This window comes from Pseudomonas chlororaphis (assembly GCF_001921865.1).
GTDB lineage: Bacteria > Pseudomonadota > Gammaproteobacteria > Pseudomonadales > Pseudomonadaceae > Aquipseudomonas > Aquipseudomonas chlororaphis_D.
On record NZ_MSCT01000018.1, the window covers coordinates 260,760 to 279,218 of the forward strand.

At 60.4% G+C, this 18,459-nt stretch carries 18 protein-coding genes; 13 read left to right on the forward strand and 5 right to left on the reverse strand.

All coding sequences use genetic code 11. From position 1 onward, the window contains the following. Positions 1-24: 24 nt before the first annotated feature. From BTN82_RS20005 to BTN82_RS20020, 4 genes are read right to left on the reverse strand one after another with little or no spacing between them, the layout of a single operon-like run. Positions 25-273: an EscE/YscE/SsaE family type III secretion system needle protein co-chaperone gene (locus BTN82_RS20005; RefSeq protein WP_075120830.1), complete on the reverse strand. Its 249-nt coding sequence runs from the start codon at positions 271-273 to the stop codon at positions 25-27. A gap of 26 nt (positions 274-299) precedes the next feature. Next, a complete protein-coding gene (gene sctD, locus BTN82_RS20010; protein WP_075120831.1) occupies positions 300-1,517 on the reverse strand; it encodes a type III secretion system inner membrane ring subunit SctD in 1,218 nt (405 codons plus the stop codon). A 10-nt stretch (positions 1,518-1,527) separates the two neighbouring features. Next, positions 1,528-3,018, reverse strand: a complete 1,491-nt coding sequence (locus BTN82_RS20015; protein ID WP_075120832.1) for an EscC/YscC/HrcC family type III secretion system outer membrane ring protein — start codon at positions 3,016-3,018, stop codon at positions 1,528-1,530. Next, positions 3,015-3,410 (reverse strand): hypothetical protein, encoded by a 396-nt coding sequence (locus BTN82_RS20020; RefSeq protein ID WP_148169597.1) that lies wholly within the window; start codon positions 3,408-3,410, stop codon positions 3,015-3,017. The genes BTN82_RS20015 and BTN82_RS20020 overlap by 4 nt, the downstream gene beginning before the upstream one ends. A gap of 121 nt (positions 3,411-3,531) precedes the next feature. On the opposite strand from BTN82_RS20020, the gene BTN82_RS20025 reads away from it, so the two are divergent. Further along, positions 3,532-4,182, forward strand: a complete 651-nt coding sequence (locus tag BTN82_RS20025) for a two component system response regulator (RefSeq protein WP_075120834.1) — start codon at positions 3,532-3,534, stop codon at positions 4,180-4,182. A gap of 15 nt (positions 4,183-4,197) precedes the next feature. Here BTN82_RS20025 and BTN82_RS20030 read toward each other — a convergent pair whose 3' ends face one another. Next, positions 4,198-6,954, reverse strand: coding sequence for a two component system sensor kinase (locus tag BTN82_RS20030; protein WP_075120835.1), 2,757 nt, complete (start codon positions 6,952-6,954; stop codon positions 4,198-4,200). Between the two features lie 226 nt (positions 6,955-7,180). On the opposite strand from BTN82_RS20030, the gene BTN82_RS20035 reads away from it, so the two are divergent. The 12 genes from BTN82_RS20035 (at position 7,181) to BTN82_RS20090 (ending at position 18,327) form a co-directional block, all read left to right on the forward strand. Continuing rightward, the gene (locus tag BTN82_RS20035) at positions 7,181-7,549 is read left to right on the forward strand and encodes a type III secretion chaperone SycN (RefSeq protein WP_075120836.1); all 369 of its coding nucleotides are present in this window, start codon (positions 7,181-7,183) and stop codon (positions 7,547-7,549) included. Next, positions 7,546-9,600 (forward strand): EscV/YscV/HrcV family type III secretion system export apparatus protein, encoded by a 2,055-nt coding sequence (locus tag BTN82_RS20040; RefSeq protein WP_075120837.1) that lies wholly within the window; start codon positions 7,546-7,548, stop codon positions 9,598-9,600. Before BTN82_RS20035 ends, BTN82_RS20040 begins: the two co-directional genes overlap by 4 nt. A 1-nt stretch (position 9,601) precedes the next feature. Then, positions 9,602-10,942, forward strand: coding sequence for an EscN/YscN/HrcN family type III secretion system ATPase (locus BTN82_RS20045; RefSeq protein WP_075120838.1), 1,341 nt, complete (start codon positions 9,602-9,604; stop codon positions 10,940-10,942). Continuing rightward, positions 10,921-11,304: an exodeoxyribonuclease VII large subunit gene (locus BTN82_RS31175; RefSeq protein WP_075120871.1), complete on the forward strand. Its 384-nt coding sequence runs from the start codon at positions 10,921-10,923 to the stop codon at positions 11,302-11,304. The genes BTN82_RS20045 and BTN82_RS31175 overlap by 22 nt, the downstream gene beginning before the upstream one ends. Positions 11,305-11,307: 3 nt before the next feature. Next, complete coding sequence (locus BTN82_RS31180; protein WP_148169598.1) at positions 11,308-11,772, forward strand: hypothetical protein; 465 nt, start codon at positions 11,308-11,310, stop codon at positions 11,770-11,772. Next, a complete protein-coding gene (gene sctQ, locus BTN82_RS20060; RefSeq protein WP_075120840.1) occupies positions 11,769-12,728 on the forward strand; it encodes a type III secretion system cytoplasmic ring protein SctQ in 960 nt (319 codons plus the stop codon). Before BTN82_RS31180 ends, sctQ begins: the two co-directional genes overlap by 4 nt. 85 nt (positions 12,729-12,813) lie before the next feature. Beyond that, a complete protein-coding gene (gene sctR / locus BTN82_RS20065; RefSeq protein ID WP_075120841.1) occupies positions 12,814-13,464 on the forward strand; it encodes a type III secretion system export apparatus subunit SctR in 651 nt (216 codons plus the stop codon). Positions 13,465-13,475: 11 nt separating this feature from the next. Continuing rightward, positions 13,476-13,745, forward strand: coding sequence for a type III secretion system export apparatus subunit SctS (sctS, locus tag BTN82_RS20070; protein ID WP_053280204.1), 270 nt, complete (start codon positions 13,476-13,478; stop codon positions 13,743-13,745). 2 nt (positions 13,746-13,747) lie between these two features. Next, complete coding sequence (gene sctT, locus BTN82_RS20075; RefSeq protein ID WP_222610220.1) at positions 13,748-14,536, forward strand: type III secretion system export apparatus subunit SctT; 789 nt, start codon at positions 13,748-13,750, stop codon at positions 14,534-14,536. Continuing rightward, a complete protein-coding gene (locus BTN82_RS20080; RefSeq protein WP_075120842.1) occupies positions 14,533-15,585 on the forward strand; it encodes an EscU/YscU/HrcU family type III secretion system export apparatus switch protein in 1,053 nt (350 codons plus the stop codon). The genes sctT and BTN82_RS20080 overlap by 4 nt, the downstream gene beginning before the upstream one ends. After that, positions 15,582-16,319 carry a lytic transglycosylase domain-containing protein gene (locus BTN82_RS20085; protein ID WP_081375502.1) on the forward strand — a complete coding sequence of 246 codons (738 nt, stop codon included), beginning with the start codon at positions 15,582-15,584 and terminating at the stop codon, positions 16,317-16,319. The genes BTN82_RS20080 and BTN82_RS20085 overlap by 4 nt, the downstream gene beginning before the upstream one ends. Before the next feature lie 118 nt (positions 16,320-16,437). Next, complete coding sequence (locus tag BTN82_RS20090; protein ID WP_075120844.1) at positions 16,438-18,327, forward strand: hypothetical protein; 1,890 nt, start codon at positions 16,438-16,440, stop codon at positions 18,325-18,327. The last annotated feature ends 132 nt before the right edge of the window (positions 18,328-18,459 follow it).

Consider the following 18,459-nt stretch of genomic DNA (forward strand, 5'->3'; position numbering starts at 1 on the left):
ACTTTACCGGTTTTATACCGGTTTTCACCGCGCGCGCCTGATGCCTTGCATAGGCGAGTGATACCGGCCCCACAAGATCTCGATAACTTGCGCGGCACTGGCGCAGGCATTGGCGCATTGTTCCAGCGCCTGGAACCGCGCGGGAGGTTGTGGCTGACGCAATTGTCCGCGCACCCGTATTTCGGCCTGTCGAAGGCTGTCCAGCAAGTGCCGGCGCAATGTGCCCTGGGTATCGGCGAACAAGGCATCTTCCAGATAAGTGATACGGGCCATTCAACTTCCTTTTTCAATCTGGTGATTCAGAGTGTCAGTGGCAGCGATATCAGCTCTTGATCCTTGAGCAAGGCCATCGACAAGCGATCGAGCGCATAAATGCGGTAGCCACTTGGTAGAACACTGCCTTGCTGCAAGCGCATGCCATTGGCCAGTTGTACATAAGGGGAATCCACATTGCCGCCAATGCCGACAATCGATGAGGGCAAGTAGCGTTCGGCCGAGGCCATTCCCGGAATGTTCTGGAAAACCGCCGACAGGCGTGGGGCGCCGTCGCGATTGAAGGCATCGAGCACTTCACTCACGGTGGACAGGCGCTGGGTATCCAGTTGACCGCTGACCCGCAAGGCCTTGTCGGACACCCTGACACTCAAGCCGCCCAACACTTGGCGCGCCGTGAGCCGGGACAATAAGTCATCGAACAGCAGCGCCTGGTCATTGACCACCCGCCACCCCTCCAGCGCCTGAATCGCCTGCAGTTGGACGCTGGTGCGCTGCCATGTCGCGTCCGCGACGATATTGCCGAAAATCACCACGCGATCCAGTCGCGCCCCGCTCTTGACCTCGGCATCCCGATAGCCGTTCAAACTCAGCACCGAGCGCACACTGTCGAGCAAAGTGTCGACGCAAACGCTCTCGTCATACACCAGCAGCCCCCTTGCGCGCAGCTTGGTGCGCAAGCCTGCGACGCTGGTCGAGGACTGACAGAGGCCCTTGAGGACTAGGCTACCCTGGTTGCCCCACTGGACACTCAACCCGGCGAGCTGCGAATCCTTCAGTTGCGTGGCCAGCCACTCATCCTGGTCGAGGACCGGTACCCTGAGTATCGGTTGCCAGGCCAGCAGCCCCATGGCCAGCACCAGCCCACAGACCCCGGCCAGGGCTCCCCATTGCCACACAGACACGCGCGCCGGGCTACGCCGCGCCAGTCGCGCGGGCACCCCCGGCGTGGACAGCTCATCGCTAGCCCGGCCCAGTACAAAAGCCTGCCCGGCAAGATCGACTACACGCCCAAGAGGCAATGCCTGTTCCGGGTCCCAGGGCTGCCCTTCGACCCAGGCAGGCGTCGCGCACGCCAGTCGGATGGCCTCGTCCTCGATCGATAAGGTCGCCTGGGCATCCAGCTCAAGGCACAGGGCAATGTCCGAATCCGAGCCGCCGATCCGTAGTTCGCCCACGGGCAATACCAGCTCACGACCACTTAACGGCCCGTTCAGCCACTTGAGTTTGTAGGTACAGTCCATCAGTGGCCTATCAGGGTTGATGCCAGGGATCAGCTTTGATCAGAAACAGACGGACCGTTTGGCGGTTGATCTTCTGCGTCGATCTGAAGAACCGACCAATGAAGGGAATGTCGCCCAGCAACGGGATCTTGCGCACGCTTTCGCTTTCCTCATCCTGGACGAAGCCGCCCAGCAACAAGGCTTGCCCGGCCTTGAGCAAGGCATGGGTGGAAATTTCCGAGTTCAGTGTCTGGGGCAAAGGCTCACGCTGGCTGATAGGGCTGGTTTGCCGCCCATCCTGGATAATCAGGGTCAACATGACTTCCTGCCGGCTCCCTTCCCCGATCACGCGCGGGGTCACGCGCAGCAGCGAGCCAGCCGAAATGGACTCCAGCTTGGCGACGTTTTCCGCGACCAGTTTGGTGTAGAAGGTGATGTTGCGATCGAGTATGGCCTGCATGTTGTTCAGCGTGACCACCGAAGGACGCGACAAGACACGCGCCTTGGCGTTTTGCTCGAGGGCATTGAGGCGGATCATGAAGTTGCCGGTGTTGGCGATCACCGTGGAGAAATTGCCGGAATCAAAGCCTTCGCCCGTATTCAAGCTGACCCCCACGCTACCGATACGCGCTCCCCCCGACCAGTCGATCCCCAGGGCACCAAGGTCCTGGGAGTTGACGTCGATGATCGCTACCGAGATCTCGACCAGCGACGGTTTGTGATCCAGCCGGGCAATCAGGTCGGTATACAGCGGCAGGTTGAGCTTGCGATCGCGCACCAGTACCGCATTCTGTCGCGGATCGGCGGAAAACATCGGCAAGCTGCGATCGTCCGCTGACGGCTCCCCCTGGTTTTCGTTGAGGGGCAAGGTGCGTCCCTGCGCCATGTCCTTGAGCACCGAGACCACGCCGGGCACCACCACTTGCTGGTTGCGATAGGTGTACTGGGTGTCGGCTGCGGCGGCGTACTTCAAGGCAAACAGCTCAACGGCCTCCTGGTTACGCTCACGATTGAATTTCTGCTGATCGAGCCCTTCGGCCAGGCGCGACACCCGTTCCATGCAGGCGGGGACACCCTGCACTTCCAGCGCATTGGAGCTCGGGACACTGCGCACCCGGCAGTAACGCTTATCCAGGATGCCGGTGGACTGCAACTGGGCCATCAAGGTCTGTACTGGCAGATACGCCGGTGTCAGCAATTGGCTGCCCACCTCCTGCGCCTTGTAGACATGAATCGTCTGCCCGTCGTAGTACCAGGCAAGCTGGTAGAGCTGCGCCAGGTGTTCGAGCGTCTGTTCGGGCGTGCCGCCGTCCAGGCGGCCGATAAAGGATTCGCCAATCTGCGGGCTGACGATCACCGGAACACGATAGTTGGCCCCCAAGTCCCGCAAGACATCGGCCAGCTTGGCGCCACGGGTATTCAAGAAGAAGGCTGGCGCGTCCTGGGGCGCGATCGCGCCGTTTGCCCCCAGGGTTACGCACAAGACCGCCACTCCCGCCAGGCAGCCTCCGAGCCACCTCATGCCAGGCGCCCCACGGTACGGGTCTCGGTGGACGTGAGGTGTGACGCGTCATGGGTTGCGAACCAACAGGCGATGGACAACTGTTGTTGCACGCGCGCCTCCAGTTCCCGGGGCGGACACTGGCTGTCATGGCGGCGAATCAGGAAAATATTCTCACCGTCCAGCAACAAACTGTCGTCCAGACTCTCTGGTATCGATGCCAGCCACAAACTGGTGCGAACCAGCCACTCGTCATCGATGGATGTGCGTTCGATCGCCAAGGCAACGCACAACCCCAACGGGTATTCCCAGCACCATCCGGGGACACCGGACAGGGTCATATGCCAACGCTGCCCCACTCTCGAATGCACGCGAATGGTTTCAAGTCCAGCGAGGGAAGATGGAAAGTTCATAGCGTTATCGATGAAGGGAATTACACGATTTTGTCAGTTTTGGGGAAAAATCTGGATCCGGTAATGACCTGAACCCTATAGCCTTCGCGCCCCAGCCCCAAAAAAAATCAGGTTTTTGATCATGCTGTCATATCTGCAAACTACGCCTGCCCCACAACGGATCCTGATCGTCGAAGATCATTACTTGCTCATCTATGGCATCAAGCTTCTGCTTTCGGCGATGCCTGGCTATGAGGTCGTCGGTGAAATCGTCGACGGCCTGAACGTGTACGCGGCCTGCCAGGAGCTCAAGCCCGACGTGGTACTGCTCGACCTCGGCCTGCCCGGCATGGATGGCATCGATGTCATCCGACAGTTGAAACGACGCCGACCCGAGCTGACCATCGTGGTGGTCACCGCTGACGCCTCCGAGCACCGCGCCCGCGATGCATTGGCCGCGGGCGCGCTCGCCTACATCTTGAAGAAAAGTTCCCAACAAGTGCTGTTGGCCGGCTTGCAAACCGCCATCGCAGGCCAGGTCTTCCTCGATCCCGCGCTCAACCTGGCGCACGTGACCAGTGCCCCGAATGTCGGCGGGCTGGGCAACCTGACCACCCGGGAACGCCAGATACTCAAGCTCATCGCCGAAGGCGACCGTAACCGGGATATCTCCGAAAAACTCTCAATTACCATCAAGACGGTCGAAACCCACCGCCTGAACCTCATGCGCAAGCTCGATGCGCATAACATTGCCGAGCTGGTCAACTGGGCGTGCCGCCTGGGCATCCACTGAAGGCGTGGGACGGGCCTAATGGATTTTCTGCAAAATCAACCCGCGCAGGTAGCTGACTTCTTCACAGCTCAGCCACTCGCCGTGGCTGACCCGGGTCTCCTGGTCCTGCGCCCACGTGTGCAACCAATCAAGCCCTCCCTGACCGGCACACCCCTTGAGAGTGTGTAGTAGCATCAACAGGCCTGCGCGATCCTGTTTGCGGCACGCGGTTTCGATATCCCGGTGCACGATCTCAAGCGTTTCATAGAACCTGGCGCGCAGCGAGGTGTCCGCAAGGTTGAAAAGCGGTTGCTGCAACTTGCGGTTCGGCGCCAGGTCGATTCCCCGCGCCAACTGCAGCGAAACGACCTGCTCGACCCCGCTCGCCAGTTGTTCCAGGCTGACGGGTTTGGCGAGGTAGCCATTCATCCCCGCAGCCCGGGCTCGATAGCGCTCGGCGGGCAGGGCATTCGCCGTGAGCGCCATGATGGGGGTGTCCGGGTCAAGCATCCCGCTGGCCATGTCGCGCCAGAGTCGAGTGACTTGCAGGCCGTCCATGTCCGGCATTCGAATATCCATCAGCACCCAATCGAATACATGGGTTCTTCCGCAGTGCAACGCTTCTTCACCCGAGGAGGCAGAATAGGCCAGGTGCCCAAGCTCCTGGAGCATCTTGCCGACGATATCGCGATTGACTTGCATGTCATCGACCACCAGGACCTTGAGCGCCCACGCACAGGGGGCAATCGAGGCCGGTTCATCGCCCGGCAACTTTTCCTCGAACAGAATGGCGCTGACCTTCTGCCACAACCGGCCGGGCAGATAGACCAGCTCGGGCATATCGAGCAAGGGCGAGTCTCCCGGCTGGGCTTCGATGCCCCAAATGGACAACTGCGTCTGCAACGCCGCAGGGGCCGGCAGCCGGGCTGAAAAGGCCAATGAGGGCTCACTGGGATCGCATATCGGTAGCAACAGGGTGAAAGTCGATCCTACGCCAACCTGACTGTCGAGCAGGATTTCCCCGCCCATCAGGTTCGCTAGCCGCGATGCAATGGCCAGTCCCAGGCCGCTGCCGTTGTCATGGGCGCGCACCTGGATGAAAGGCATGAAGATATCGAGTTGATTTTCTTCCGATATGCCTTTACCGGTGTCCCGCACCGTGATGACCAGCATCTCCGCCCGCCGTTCAAGCCGGACGCAGACCTCGCCCTGCGCAGTGAATTTCACGGCATTGGCCAGGAGGTTGATCAGGATCTGTTGCACGCGCACGCCGTCGAGGGACATCGCGCGAGGCACATTGGCCGCCACCAGGGTCCGCAGCGACAAGCGTTTTTCCTGGGCCCGCAGATTGATCGTCAGCAACACCTGGTCGAGCATCGGCAGGATCGCCGTCTGCTCGTAGGACAATTCCAGCTGTCCGGCTTCGATTCGAGAGAAGTCCAGCAGATTGTTGATGATGCACAACAAGAAACCCGAGGACTGGCGGGCAGTGCCGATCAGCTCCTGCTGTTGCTCGGACAAGGCACTGCGCTCGAGCAGGCTGAGCGCGCCGACGATGCCATTGAGCGGGGTGCGTATCTCATGGCTGATGCTCGTCAGGTGCTCGCTCTTGCGGTGGCTGGCGCGCTCGGCGATACGCTTGGCCGCATCCAGTTCGCGGGTTCGCCTCTTGACCTTGTCTTCCAGGGTCTGGTGATAGGCATTGACGGTCTTGAGCAGCGCGTTGTAGGCACTGGCAATGCGACCCAGCTCATCCTTGCGCCCTTCCGGCAATCGGTAGCTCAAGTCGGTGAGCTGTTTCTGGCGATGGATGAGTTCGACGATATGACTCAAGGGGCGCCCCAGCTGGCGCTGGAGGATCAGAGCAATAAACGCCAGCAACAACAACTGGGCCAGCAACGTCCAGGGCGCTGTCGACCCCAGCAACGGCAGCACCCGGCTCATCGCGACATCCCCGCGCGCGATGGCGAACAACTGCCATGGCGGCCCCTTGAGCAGCGTACAGTCGACAATAAAACCAGCCCTTTCCATGGCCCTGCGCAGACAGTCCGGTTGCACGCCCTGGGCTGCAAGCAACGCGCTCTGCGCCTTGTCGTCGCTCCATAACAGGGTGCCGTCGGCATCGCGCAGGACGTACGAAAAGTCATATTTGCGCACGTTCAGATCGTCGATCCGCAACAACTGCCCCGCGGTGATCCCCGAGTGCGGGTCAACCGCCGTCACCGCGCTGCGCAGGTGCCCCTGGTCATCCTCGAACACGGCGCCCCAGCAGTTGTCACTGGTGGTCGAAAGGTACTGACGCGACAGCAGTGCCTTCATCCTGGTCTGCATATCGGCTGCCGTCTGGCCCTCGGGACGGTAAAAGAACACGCCCTGCCCTGGCACCAACAGAAAGGTTTCGGTGCGGTTGACCGAATCCGAGTTGCCAAAAATCTCAATGACCTGGCCGGCAACGGCAATGCGATCCTGGTCCACATCGACCCCGTCGAAGGGGACGAACACCGTGTGTTTCAGTTCGTTGCTCTGAGTACCCGGCAGGCTCGCATTCCTGAGCAGCTCGCTCCACAGGCGCAACAAGGTGTTAACCCTGACCTGGGCCAACTCATAACGACGATTCTCTTCCTCCGCCACCCCGTTCAGTTCCCAGGCCAGGTCTTCCCTGACTTCGACTTCGGCCTTGCTGTAGCGGTAATAAAAACTGATGGTCTCGGACAGCAGCCAGAACGCGCTCATGGCGCAGGCCAGGGTGACGATGACACTACGGGTCAGTGATGCTTGCCAAAGTTTATGCATGTGGATAACGGTCTCGACAGGCTGCACAACGCACAGCGCACAGCGCACAGCGCACAAAACGATACGCCACGAGACAGACTTGATAAATCAGGTGAAGGCCCGATAGCTCGAAGCCCCGCCAACTCGGGATCATTGCCGCCGGATGACGTAGCCACCCCAGGCCCGCCCCATAAGGCCGTGGGCCCGGAGCGCCAGGTAGCCCATTGTGTAAAAAATAAGGATGCAGATGGACCTACAAACGCAACGCAGCCTTGAAGAGTTCCTGCGTTTGTCGGACCTTTGCCCTGGCCGTGTCGAGGCGCGGATGGAGTTCTCCCTGCCGCCCTTTCGGTTATACATCGAATACACCCAGGGCCGGGTGCTGCTTTCACTGGCGCGCCAGGTCGAAGCCTGTCGGCGTTTCAGCACACTCAAGGCCCTGCTAGGGCACTGCCACCCGGCATCCACCCAGGGGGTCGCGCTGCGCGCTTATGTCGTGGGCGACCAGCAAATGCTCAGTGGCGCACTGGTACCCGGTACTAGCGTCACGCAATGGATCGAATGCCTGAAATGCATGCGGCGGCTGCTCGAACGCCACGCAGGGGATCGCCAATGAACCGCCTCGGTCATTGGCTTTCGCTGGTCGCGGGCCGCCAGGACATCGTGCTGGCGGTGCTTCTGCTGCTTGCGGTGTTCATGATGATCGTTCCGTTACCCACTGGACTGGTGGACCTGCTGATTGCCATCAACCTCACGATTTCCATCGTGCTGTTGATGATGGCCCTGTATATCCGCGAGCCGCTGGAGTTCTCGACCTTCCCGGCCGTCTTGCTGATCACCACCCTGTTTCGCCTGGCGCTGACCATCAGCACCACCCGCTTGATTCTGCTGCAGGCGGACGCCGGTGAAATCGTCTACACCTTTGGCAACTTCGCCGTCGGGGGCAACCTCGGTGTCGGCCTGATTGTGTTCATGATCATCACCATCGTGCAGTTCATCGTGATCACCAAAGGCTCCGAACGGGTCGCTGAAGTGGGCGCGCGCTTTTCCCTCGATGCGATGCCAGGCAAGCAGATGAGTATCGATGGAGACATGCGCGCCGGGATCATCGACGCCAATGAAGCCCGCCGCCAACGTGGCCTGGTCCAGAAGGAAAGCCAGCTGTACGGCGCGATGGATGGTGCGATGAAGTTCGTCAAGGGCGACGCGATTGCGGGCATCATCATTATCCTGGTCAACATCCTCGGAGGCACCGCGGTCGGCGTGTTCATCCATGGCATGAGCGCGGGTACCGCCATGTCCACCTATGCCATCCTGTCCATCGGCGATGGCCTGATCAGCCAGATTCCGGCGCTGCTGATCTCCATCACCGCCGGCATTATCGTGACCCGCGTCCCGGGGGAGCAGCGCAAGAACCTGGCCAGCGACCTGAGCGAGCAAATCACCCGACAACCCCAGGCCCTGAGTCTGGCCGCCGGGGTGTTACTGGTATTCGCCCTGATCCCTGGTTTCCCGATCATCTACTTTGTCGGCCTGGCCGGAGCGGTCTACGGCGGTGCCTGGTGGATCAAGAAACGTCAACCCCGTGCTGCCTCGAACGGCACCTCGGCCGATGCGCCGCAAGGCTTGATCGGCAACGACAGTCAGCCGACGATGACGCCGGGGGCGATTCCGCTGATGGTGCTCATGGCCAGCGATCTCGGTCGTTCAAAAGGGCTCGACGAGGCTTTCCAGCAGCTTCGGCAGAAGAAATTCGAACAGCTGGGCATTCCGCTCCCCGACATCCACCAGCAGATCGATGCCTCGCTCGAAGCCGGAACCTTGCGCATTCTTTTGTACCTGGAGCCCGTCCTGAGCCTGAAGGTGCCGGAGGGATTGCTGCTGGCCGATGCGCACTCGATGCCGTTGGCACAAGCACGGTACAACGACAAATTGCCCTTTGGCGGCCATACCCTGCAATGGCTCGAGCCCGAGCAGCATGAGACGCTGGCCGCCCTCGGCGTGGTGCTGCATCGGGATCAGGCCCGCATCACGCACTGCCTGTCCCTGGTCATGGAACGTTATGCCGCCGATTTCATCGGCGTCCAGGAGACCCGTTTCCTCATGGACTCCATGGAAAGCAGCCATGCCGAACTGGTCAAGGAAGTGCAACGGCAAATGCCCATCGGGCGTATTGCCGATGTATTGCAACGCCTGGTAAGCGAAGGCGTTTCCATCCGCGACCTGCGCAGTATTCTCGAAGCCTTGACAGAATGGTCGCCGCGGGAAAAAGACCCGATCATGCTCACTGAATACGTGCGGGTGGCCCTGCGTCGCCACATTGCCACGCGCTACCGTGGCAACCAGGCGTGGATCAGTGGCTGGATGATCGGCGACGGCATCGAGGGGCTGGTGCGTGAATCGATCCGGCAGACGGCGGCCGGCTCTTACTCGACGCTGGAAGCCTCCCAGAACCAAGCCATTATCGAAGGCATCCGCGAGCGCGTCGGCGACGGCGACGGCGACCCACGACGCGCCGTGCTGATCACCGCCATCGATGTCCGGCGGTTTGTGCGCAAGATTGTCGAGCGTGAATACTCGGGCCTGCACGTCCTGTCGTTCCAGGAACTGGGTGATGAAGTCGAGTTGCGTGTCATCGGCAACATCGACCTGATCGAGCAGGCTTGATATGCGCGCACCGCAACTCTCCACCCTGCGGGACTTGCTCGAGCAAAGGCCCTGCTTCCAGCGGGCGGGAGCCACGACGGCCGAAGTCGGCGAGCACTTCAACGGGCGAATCACCGAGGTCGGTCCAACCCTGTTGCGGGCGTCCCTGCCTGGCGTCGGACTCGGCGAACGGTGTCGGCTGGAACCGTCCGCGATCGAGGCCGAGGTCGTCGCCGTGGAGGGTGATTACGCGGTGTTGTCGCCCTTCAGTGAACCCCTCGGCGTGACCACCGGCAGCCACGTGCACGCACTGGGCAAACCCCATGAAATCGCCCTGGGGGACTTCCTGCTGGGCAGCGTCGTCGATGGCCTGGGGCGCCCGCTGGACGGCAGCGATGCCCCGGTCGATTGCCTGTGGCGCGGCATCGAGCGCGAGGCCCCCGAAGCCCTCACCCGCCCGATAATCGACACGCCCCTGCCGCTGGGCGTGCGTGCCATCGATGCGCTGCTGACCTGCGGGGTCGGCCAGCGGGTCGGCATTTTTGCGGCGGCGGGTGGCGGTAAAAGCACGCTGCTGGGGATGGTGTGCGATGGCAGCCTGGCGGACGTGATCGTGCTTGCCCTGATTGGCGAACGGGGACGCGAAGTTCGTGAGTTTCTTGAACATGCGTTGTCCCCGGCCGCCCGCGAACGCACCATTGTGGTGGTGGCGACCTCCGACCGCCCGGCGCTCGAACGGCTGAAAGCCGCCTACACGGCGACCACCATTGCCGAGTATTTTCGCGATCAGGGCAAGAATGCCCTGCTGATGATGGACTCATTGACCCGGTTTGCCCGCGCCGCCCGGGAAATTGGCCTGGCCGCCGGAGAACCGTGCGGTGCCGGCGGCTATCCACCCAGTTTCTTTGCCCGCCTGCCCCGCTTGCTCGAACGCGCGGGCCCCGCCGCCATCGGCAGCATCACGGGGATCTACACGGTGCTGGTCGAGGGCGACAATATGAATGAGCCGGTGGCCGATGAAGTGCGCTCGATTCTCGACGGCCATATCGTGCTGTCACGCAAGCTCGCCGAAGCCAACCATTATCCGGCCATCGATATCGGGGCCAGCATCAGCCGGGTGATGAGCCAGATCGTCGATCCCGAGCATCGGCGCATGGCCGGCAAAGTGCGGCGCCTGATGGCAGCCTACAAGGACATCGAGTTGCTCGTCAGGGTCGGTGAATATCAGGCCGGCCAAGACAGCGAAGCCGATGAGGCCCTCGCCCGTCGTGAGGCGATCCAGGGCTTGCTGTGCCAATCCACCACGCAAAAGAACAGCTTCCAGGAAACCATCGAGCACCTATGCCAGACACTGACAGCCTGACCCTGCGACGTCTGCTGTCACTCAAGCAGCGGCGCGAACAAAGCCTGCGTGCCGCGCTGAGCGCCCTGGCCCGACAGGAAATCCAACTGCAGGACAGCATCGCCCGGTTACTGCAGCAGCGTCGCCAACTGTGGCGCCAGTGGCGCGAATGCTGCGAGGTTTCACAAGTCCTCGATCACCGGGCACTGCGGGACCTGAAGATCGAACTCGCCCAATACCACCAGCAAGACCATGCCATGACCGAACGGCTGGAAACGTTGCACGCCGAGCAGCAGCGGATCCACGGTGAACAGGCGCAGGGGCAGATACAACTGCGCAAGCTGATGGTGGAACAAGAAAAACTGAACTGGCTTCTGGAATGACCCATGCCTTGCCTGAAAGCACTCTCCAACCCATCGAGGCGCGACGCATCGCACATTGCATGCGACCCGCGCCCGGACCACGAACAGCAACGAGAATTCGACGCACTGTTGAACCCGGCGACTCCAGGGAACGCCCCTTCGACGCCGCCGGTCCCCGAGACGGCCTGGCCACGACACCCCCGCTCGGTACTGGCGCAAGCCTTCACTCCCGACATCGCCCAGTTGCGCGGCCTGGGCCGACGCCATCCCGGTACCCTCGACCTGCGGCTGACCAACGGCCCGCTGGCGGGACTGGAGATACAGGCCAGCGCCCAGGCCAGCCTGTTGTGCCTGAACATCAAGGTCGCCGACCGCGATACCTTTGAACGCATCGTCGGCACCCGCGGGCCACTCGAAAACCAACTGGCGGCGATCTTCAATCGTCCGGTGGCCCTGACGCTGCAACAGCTGAACGGAGAGCCCTGGTGAAATTGCCGAAACTGAGTCAGGTCGAGGGCCGGTTGCTGCGCAAACTCGGTCGCGGACGGCGGCTGGAACTGCTCGAGAGGGGCATGACCCTCACCTACGGCATGGCAGGGGGCAATGGACTGATCGTGCACGCCCAGGTATTGGACCAACCGGTTCGTCTCTGGGTCGCCGCCCCTGACTGGTGCCGCTGGATCCGCCCGCTGCTCGATGTACCGGACTGGTCGGCAGTCCCCACTGAACTGCACGAGGTCCTGGCGAGCTGGACCCTCGCCTCGGCGGGAGCCGGGCTGGCGGACAGCACAGTTGCCTGGCCCACGGCCAGCCGTCTGGAGGCGGCAACGGTCGAGACAACCCCCGCCTGGTGCCTGCGCTTCGAGCATGAGGACCGTTCGCTGGCCGCCTTGGTCCTGGAAGCCCCCGTGCAGTGGCTTGATAGCCTCAGTGAACTGTTCCAGCCGATGGACACCCAGGACGACAGCGACCATCGAACGCTCCCCGCGGCCCTGATCGCCGGCTGGAGCCATATCGATCGAGATACCCTTGAACGCTTGCGACCCGGTGACGGCTTGCTACTACACCACGCCTATCGGGCGACCGAAGGCCAGTTGGGGCTGTTCCTGTCTCGCCCACTGGCCACCCTCTCGGCTCACGATGCCACGACCCTTGCCCTGGAGACTGTCTTGCACGATTTCAACGACTGGATGGACATCGCCCCGGGGCCCGGCGCCTCTGGTTCCCTCCATGGCAGCGACCTGCTGGTGACCGTTGTCGTTCAAGTCGGCTCGCTCGAAGTACCGCTGCACCAACTGGCCCATCTACAGGTGGGAGCGGTACTGCAAGGTTCGGCCTGTATCGACGACTTCGTTACCCTGAAGATCGCCGGCAAAACCATTGCCCATGGCCTGCTGCTGGAGATCGATGGAAGGCTGGCTGTGCGGATCGATCGACTTTTCTGACCCGACGGAAAATCTCAGGTATGCGCCGGATGGGCGCTGTGCGGGCCTCGCCCAATAATGGAAAAACAGCCCCCGGAGCGAATCGATGAACCTGCTGGACCAGCCGCTGCACCTGATCGTTCTTCTGTCCGCTGTCTCCATATTGCCGTTGCTGCTGATCCTTGGAACGTCCTTCCTGAAACTGGCGGTGGTGTTCTCGCTCCTGCGCAACGCCCTGGGCATCCAGCAGATTCCGCCGAACATTGCCCTGTACGGCCTGGCATTGATCCTGACGATGTTCATCATGGCGCCCATCGGCCTGGAGATTCAGGACAACCTGGCGGCCAATCCCATTCAAAGCGAGTCCGACGACTTCATCAGGCAGGTCGACAGTGGAGTACTCGCGCCGTATCGGGTGTTCCTTGAACGCAATACCGCGCCGGACCAGGCGCACTTCTTCTCAAGTATCGGGCGCGATATCTGGCCGCAGAAGTACCACGATCGTCTCCCCGACAGCTCCCTGCTGGTGCTGATGCCCGCCTTCACGGTCAGCCAGTTGATCGAAGCATTTAAGATCGGCCTGCTGCTGTACCTGCCTTTTATCGCGATCGACCTGATCGTCTCCAACGTCCTGCTCGCCATGGGCATGATGATGGTCTCACCGATGACCATCTCGATGCCCCTCAAGCTGCTGGTGTTCGTCTTGATGAATGGCTGGGAAAAGCTGCTGGGCCAACTGATGCTGTCGTTCAACTGAGGGAATGGCGGATGAGTGAAGCGCTGATTACTCAACTGGCCATGCAGATGATGTGGTTGGTCCTGCTGCTGTCGTTGCCGGTGGTGGTCGTCGCCTCCGTGGTCGGGGTGCTGGTCAGTCTGGTACAGGCCCTGACCCAGGTGCAAGACCAGACCATTCAGTTCCTGATCAAGCTGGTGGCTGTCGCCATTACCCTGGCGATGACCTTCAACTGGATGGGCGACATCCTGCTGGCCTACGCCAACCGGTCGTTCGAATTGATCAACCAGATGAGGGCCTGAGCGTGGACGCCCTGGCTCAATGGCTACCCGTAATCGGCCTGTGCATGCTGCGCCCCCTGGGGGTGATGCTGATGGTGCCGCTGTTCAACCAGGCCACCCTCGGCGGCACGCTGGTGCGCAATGCCCTGGTGCTGATGATTGCCCTGCCGCTGATTCCCCTTCACGACACTTGGCCGACCCTGGAAAGCGCCCGCCAGAACGCCACGGCCGGACGCTATCTGATGCTGATCTGCGGTGAGTTGAGCATTGGCCTGATGATGGGTTTTTGCGCGGCCATCCCGTTCTGGGCCATGGACATGGCCGGGTTCCTGATCGACACCCTGCGGGGTGCTTCCATGGCCAGCGTGCTTAACCCCCTGTTGGGCCAGCAATCGTCGCTGTTCGGCATCCTGTTTACTCAGATATTTGGCGTGTTGTTCCTGGTGACCGGCGGTTTCAACCAGTTGATTGCGGGGATCTATCACTCCTACAGCGTCTTGCCCCCTGGCGAAGTGTTTCATTTCGGGCCGGGTTTTCTGGCGTTCCTGTCCCGGCAGTGGCAACTGGCCTATGAGTTGTGCCTGCGTTTCTCGATGCCGGCGATTGTTGCCATTCTTCTGGTGGATATGGCCCTTGGCCTCATCAACCGCTCGGCCCAGCAACTGAACGTGTTTTTTCTGTCGATGCCGATCAAAAGCGCCTTCGCCCTACTGATGCTGGTCATGAGCCTGGGCTTCGCATTCAAGGCGCCCCTTGAACAGAGCAACCAATGGGTGCAGCACATATTCACCTTGATGGATCACCTGCGATGAGCGAAAAAACCGAGCAACCCACGGCGAAAAAGATCCGCGAAGCTCGCGCCAAAGGCCAGGTCGCCAAAAGCATGGAGGTCACCAGCGGCGTGCAACTGGCGGTGATGCTCGGCTATTTCATGTTCGAAGGCGGCTACCTGCTCGACAGCTTCACGGCACTGCTCGATACCACGATCAACGCCATCAACCTGGACCTAGCCTCGGCGCTCAAACAGTTGGGCGAGCTGTTCGCGGCGATCGTTGTGCGGGTGGCGGGAGGCATCGCGGCCATGCTCATCCTTACCACCCTGGTGGCCGTCGTTGCCCAGACCGGACCGTTGCTCGCGCCCGAGGCGCTCAAACCCTCCCTGGAGAAACTCAACCCGCTGGCCAACGCCAAGCAGATGTTTTCCATGCACAGCCTGTTCGAGTTCAGCAAATCCATGGCCAAGGTTGGGGTCCTGTCACTGATATTTTTCTACCTGATCCGACAGTACGCACCGTCCATCCAGTTCCTTCCCCTGTGCAGCGTGGCGTGTGGCCTGGAGGTCAGCACACAGTTGCTGTACTGGATGTGGGCGGTGCTGATCGGGTTCTACGTGATGGTCGGCATCGCCGATTTCGCTTTCCAACGCTACAACACCAACCAGCAATTGATGATGTCGCTGGAGGACATCAAGCAGGAGTACAAGAACGCCGAAGGCGATCCGCACATGAAGCAAAAACGCAAGGAAGCGCACCGGGAAGTGCAAAGCGGCAGCCTGGCGGCGAATGTAGCCAAGTCCACAGCGGTGGTGCGCAACCCTACCCACATTGCGGTCTGCCTGTACTTCAAGCCCGGTGAAACCCCCTTGCCACGGGTGATCGAGATCGGTCACGACCATGTGGCATTGAACATCGTCGCCCTTGCCGAAAAGGCAGGTATCCCGGTGGTCGAGAACATCGCCACCGCCCGTGCCCTGGCGGCCCAGTGCGACGTGGGTCGCTACATTCCCGCCGAGCTGTTCGAACCGGTGGCGCATATTCTGCGAATCGCCATGCAGCTGGACTACGAGCAGCAAGCGCCATGATCCGCTGGCGAAGGTTAATGCTCGGCATGGGGCTGCTCCTGGCCTGTGGCCCCGGTGCCCAGGTCTGCGCCCAGGGCATCGGATTGGACGCGCCCCTGACCTGGACCCGAGGCGACCTTGAAAGCGACATTTCTCCTGAGCCGGCCCCCCTCATGCCGCCCCCTTCGCCTCCTCCTTCTGCGACCAGCGTGGCGCCATCCCGGCTCATCGTCCCTTATGGTCCACTGATTGACAGCGTGGCCAGGGAGTACCACCTCGACCCACGTTTGCTGCACGCCATGATTCACGTGGAGTCCCGATATCAACAGGACGCTGCTTCCAATAAAGGCGCGGTCGGCCTGATGCAGGTCATGCCCCTCACAGGCGCGCGATTTGGCTACACCAACTTGAGCAACGCCCCCGACAACCTACGCGCCGGCGCGGCCTACCTGAGATGGCTGCTCGATCATTTCGATCACAACCTGGAGCTGTCCATCGCCGCCTACAACGCAGGGGAAGGCGCGGTAAAAAGGTACGGCCGGGAAATTCCGCCTTACCCCGAAACCCAGGCTTATGTCACTCGCGTCATGGCCCGCTACCGGGAAAACCCCATGGGGTTTTCTGCTCCTGACCGGGCGCGCCAACCCGGCGTCCACGCAACGGAAAATCCATCGACAGCCCTGCGCAGTGCCGCGGTGTTCTTACACACCCTGGGCTCGCTGCTGTTAGCTTCGCCGGAACACAAGGATGGATAAAAGCAGCAAACAACATGGCTGGCATTGAGTTGGAAGCAGCGCCTCGCGCCACGGTGAAACGAAATGGCCAGCCTTTACGAGCAGTCAAAAGTAACCATTAACATAAGAGGAAATCCCCATGCTGACTCCGAGTCATTCGCTACCCAATCTGCACGCCGCCAGTCGTCCCCATGAATTGTCCGAGAACGAAAATACCTCTGGAAAAAAAAGTAACTCAGCCAGCTCCGGCATCTTTGCGTACAACACATCAGCGGCAATGCTGTGCAAGGTCGATGATGCCTCCCATCGACTTGCACAAGACGCGCCTTGTTCGCTGAACGGCAGCACGTTGGAGTTATTAAGTTTGACGCTGGTCAAGAATAAGGAATGGCCCGTCGATATACCCCTGGTCTGGAAACATGATGCTGATACCCGGCCCTATACGGCATTTATCCCTGGGGAGGGCAAATGCTGGGTGGAGGCCGGGATGTTATCTGTGGATCAACAAAAACAGAGTATTGAAATATGCCATGACGGCAAGGATAACTACTCGGCAAGCAAATCCGGAGAGGTCTGGGCAGCCTCCGGCGAAGATGCTTTTTTTAAAACGATGCTGGCCGTCAGAGGGAATGTCTCTGTAGATGCGATCAGTGACAAACAAGCCGCCGAGTTTCGCAAGCAGTTGGCTAGCGATGCCCTTGAACAGCGCACCGTGCTGGGAGCGCTGTGGCAAGAGGGGCTCCAGGACCTTGTGAAACTGGAGGGTACGGGGGCTGCCACTGCTGCAAAAAACATCACGCCCCTTGTGAGTTCCGTGCCTGTCAATCTGGAGCGCAATCAGCGCTGGATCAATCCCGAAACCCGGCCGACTTGTAAATATTCCCCGGTCAAAGTAGGCGATCTGTCGCATCACGACGCCATTAAAAGTACTCGGGAAGACGCCATTAAAAGTATGCAGGCAGTTCTTGATAAGAGGATTGATACCTGCAGGGAGCTTGCCATGGAACGCGCAATACCCAGTGCTGGCAGTTGGTTTTCATTTATCAGGGGCCCGCAGTTACATGAGCCGCACCTGAACAAAGGCACTGTTCCGGCACTGGTCATCAGTGGCGGAAGTGCCAACAAGCTGAGTGCAGATCTCAGTAAGGACTACAGCCTGGCATGGCACCCGAAAAACATGACGAATGAGCATGGCACGCATGCTGAGCCTGTCTATCTTCTTGTTCACAGGCTCGATTACCCGACCTATGCCTCGACGATGAAAGAGCTGCTTGAACAGTACCCGAATCTGCACCTGGTGGGTTGGGATGGCGGAAAGTTGACCGGGTTTGGCGCTGCGCGAGCATCGGCCCTGGCCTTTGCCGATTCCCTTTCGTATCGCCCTGAAAGAGTCATGATGATCGATCAGGATGTTGTAAAGACGGAACAGACCAGACACACCAACCCAAAGGTGCGAACGGCAGTAGAAGGTCTGCACCAGACAAGCCATCAGCCGATTGTCGGCTATGGTATTGGTTACCCGGCGCGACAGTCTCCTCCCGCACCTTTCGGAGAAACACTCCCGCCCACGCCAGCTGATCTGAACGGGCCAGCGGAACAGTTTGTTTCAATCAAGGCGCCGTTTCGCAAGCAATGGGAGGATGGCATTTACCCTCCTTATATGGTTGCAGGTGGCGAAGACATGTTGATGAGCAAGGAACTAGGCCTGAGCAAAGAGGGGCGCAATACGGTTTTGCCAGAAGAAAGAATCATCAAGAAGGAGCTGAAGGGGCCAGCGGACACCCCGAATGTCTACTGGAACGAAGGCCGTACCCAGACCCTCAAGGCACTCTTCGAAGCGGAGAAGAATACCTGGGTGGAGTTCGAGGAGCAGAAAATGAGCCTGGATGATCTGCTGCATAAGTTCAAAGACAATGGATGGATCGCTTCACACCCGAGCGTTGAGTCTTACAACGTTTCGGCCTGTGTTATCGAACGTATTATTTTACGGCTGAACAATGAATTAACTAGGGATGCGCAGCAAAAGTAGGCGGAGGCGAAGTTCAGCAACCGATGTTCGTTGAGTTCGGCGACGCTGCGTGGCAGACCGCGCCTGAATATGTAGGCGGATGACGCCACCATCACCATGGGCAAGACCGCGAACAAACTCGTTCCTACAGTA

Bases quoted from the DNA above. Each gene is read 5' to 3' on its own strand.
- BTN82_RS20005 (WP_075120830.1), bottom strand. From the start codon at position 273: ATGGCCCGTATCACTTATCTGGAAGATGCCTTGTTCGCCGATACCCAG.
- sctD (WP_075120831.1), bottom strand. From the start codon at position 1,517: ATGGACTGTACCTACAAACTCAAGTGGCTGAACGGGCCGTTAAGTGGT.
- BTN82_RS20015 (WP_075120832.1), bottom strand. From the start codon at position 3,018: ATGAGGTGGCTCGGAGGCTGCCTGGCGGGAGTGGCGGTCTTGTGCGTA.
- BTN82_RS20020 (WP_148169597.1), bottom strand. From the start codon at position 3,410: ATGAACTTTCCATCTTCCCTCGCTGGACTTGAAACCATTCGCGTGCAT.
- BTN82_RS20025 (WP_075120834.1), top strand. From the start codon at position 3,532: ATGCTGTCATATCTGCAAACTACGCCTGCCCCACAACGGATCCTGATC.
- BTN82_RS20030 (WP_075120835.1), bottom strand. From the start codon at position 6,954: ATGCATAAACTTTGGCAAGCATCACTGACCCGTAGTGTCATCGTCACC.
- BTN82_RS20035 (WP_075120836.1), top strand. From the start codon at position 7,181: ATGGACCTACAAACGCAACGCAGCCTTGAAGAGTTCCTGCGTTTGTCG.
- BTN82_RS20040 (WP_075120837.1), top strand. From the start codon at position 7,546: ATGAACCGCCTCGGTCATTGGCTTTCGCTGGTCGCGGGCCGCCAGGAC.
- BTN82_RS20045 (WP_075120838.1), top strand. From the start codon at position 9,602: ATGCGCGCACCGCAACTCTCCACCCTGCGGGACTTGCTCGAGCAAAGG.
- BTN82_RS31175 (WP_075120871.1), top strand. From the start codon at position 10,921: ATGCCAGACACTGACAGCCTGACCCTGCGACGTCTGCTGTCACTCAAG.
- BTN82_RS31180 (WP_148169598.1), top strand. From the start codon at position 11,308: ATGCCTTGCCTGAAAGCACTCTCCAACCCATCGAGGCGCGACGCATCG.
- sctR (WP_075120841.1), top strand. From the start codon at position 12,814: ATGAACCTGCTGGACCAGCCGCTGCACCTGATCGTTCTTCTGTCCGCT.
- sctS (WP_053280204.1), top strand. From the start codon at position 13,476: ATGAGTGAAGCGCTGATTACTCAACTGGCCATGCAGATGATGTGGTTG.
- BTN82_RS20080 (WP_075120842.1), top strand. From the start codon at position 14,533: ATGAGCGAAAAAACCGAGCAACCCACGGCGAAAAAGATCCGCGAAGCT.
- BTN82_RS20085 (WP_081375502.1), top strand. From the start codon at position 15,582: ATGATCCGCTGGCGAAGGTTAATGCTCGGCATGGGGCTGCTCCTGGCC.
- BTN82_RS20090 (WP_075120844.1), top strand. From the start codon at position 16,438: ATGCTGACTCCGAGTCATTCGCTACCCAATCTGCACGCCGCCAGTCGT.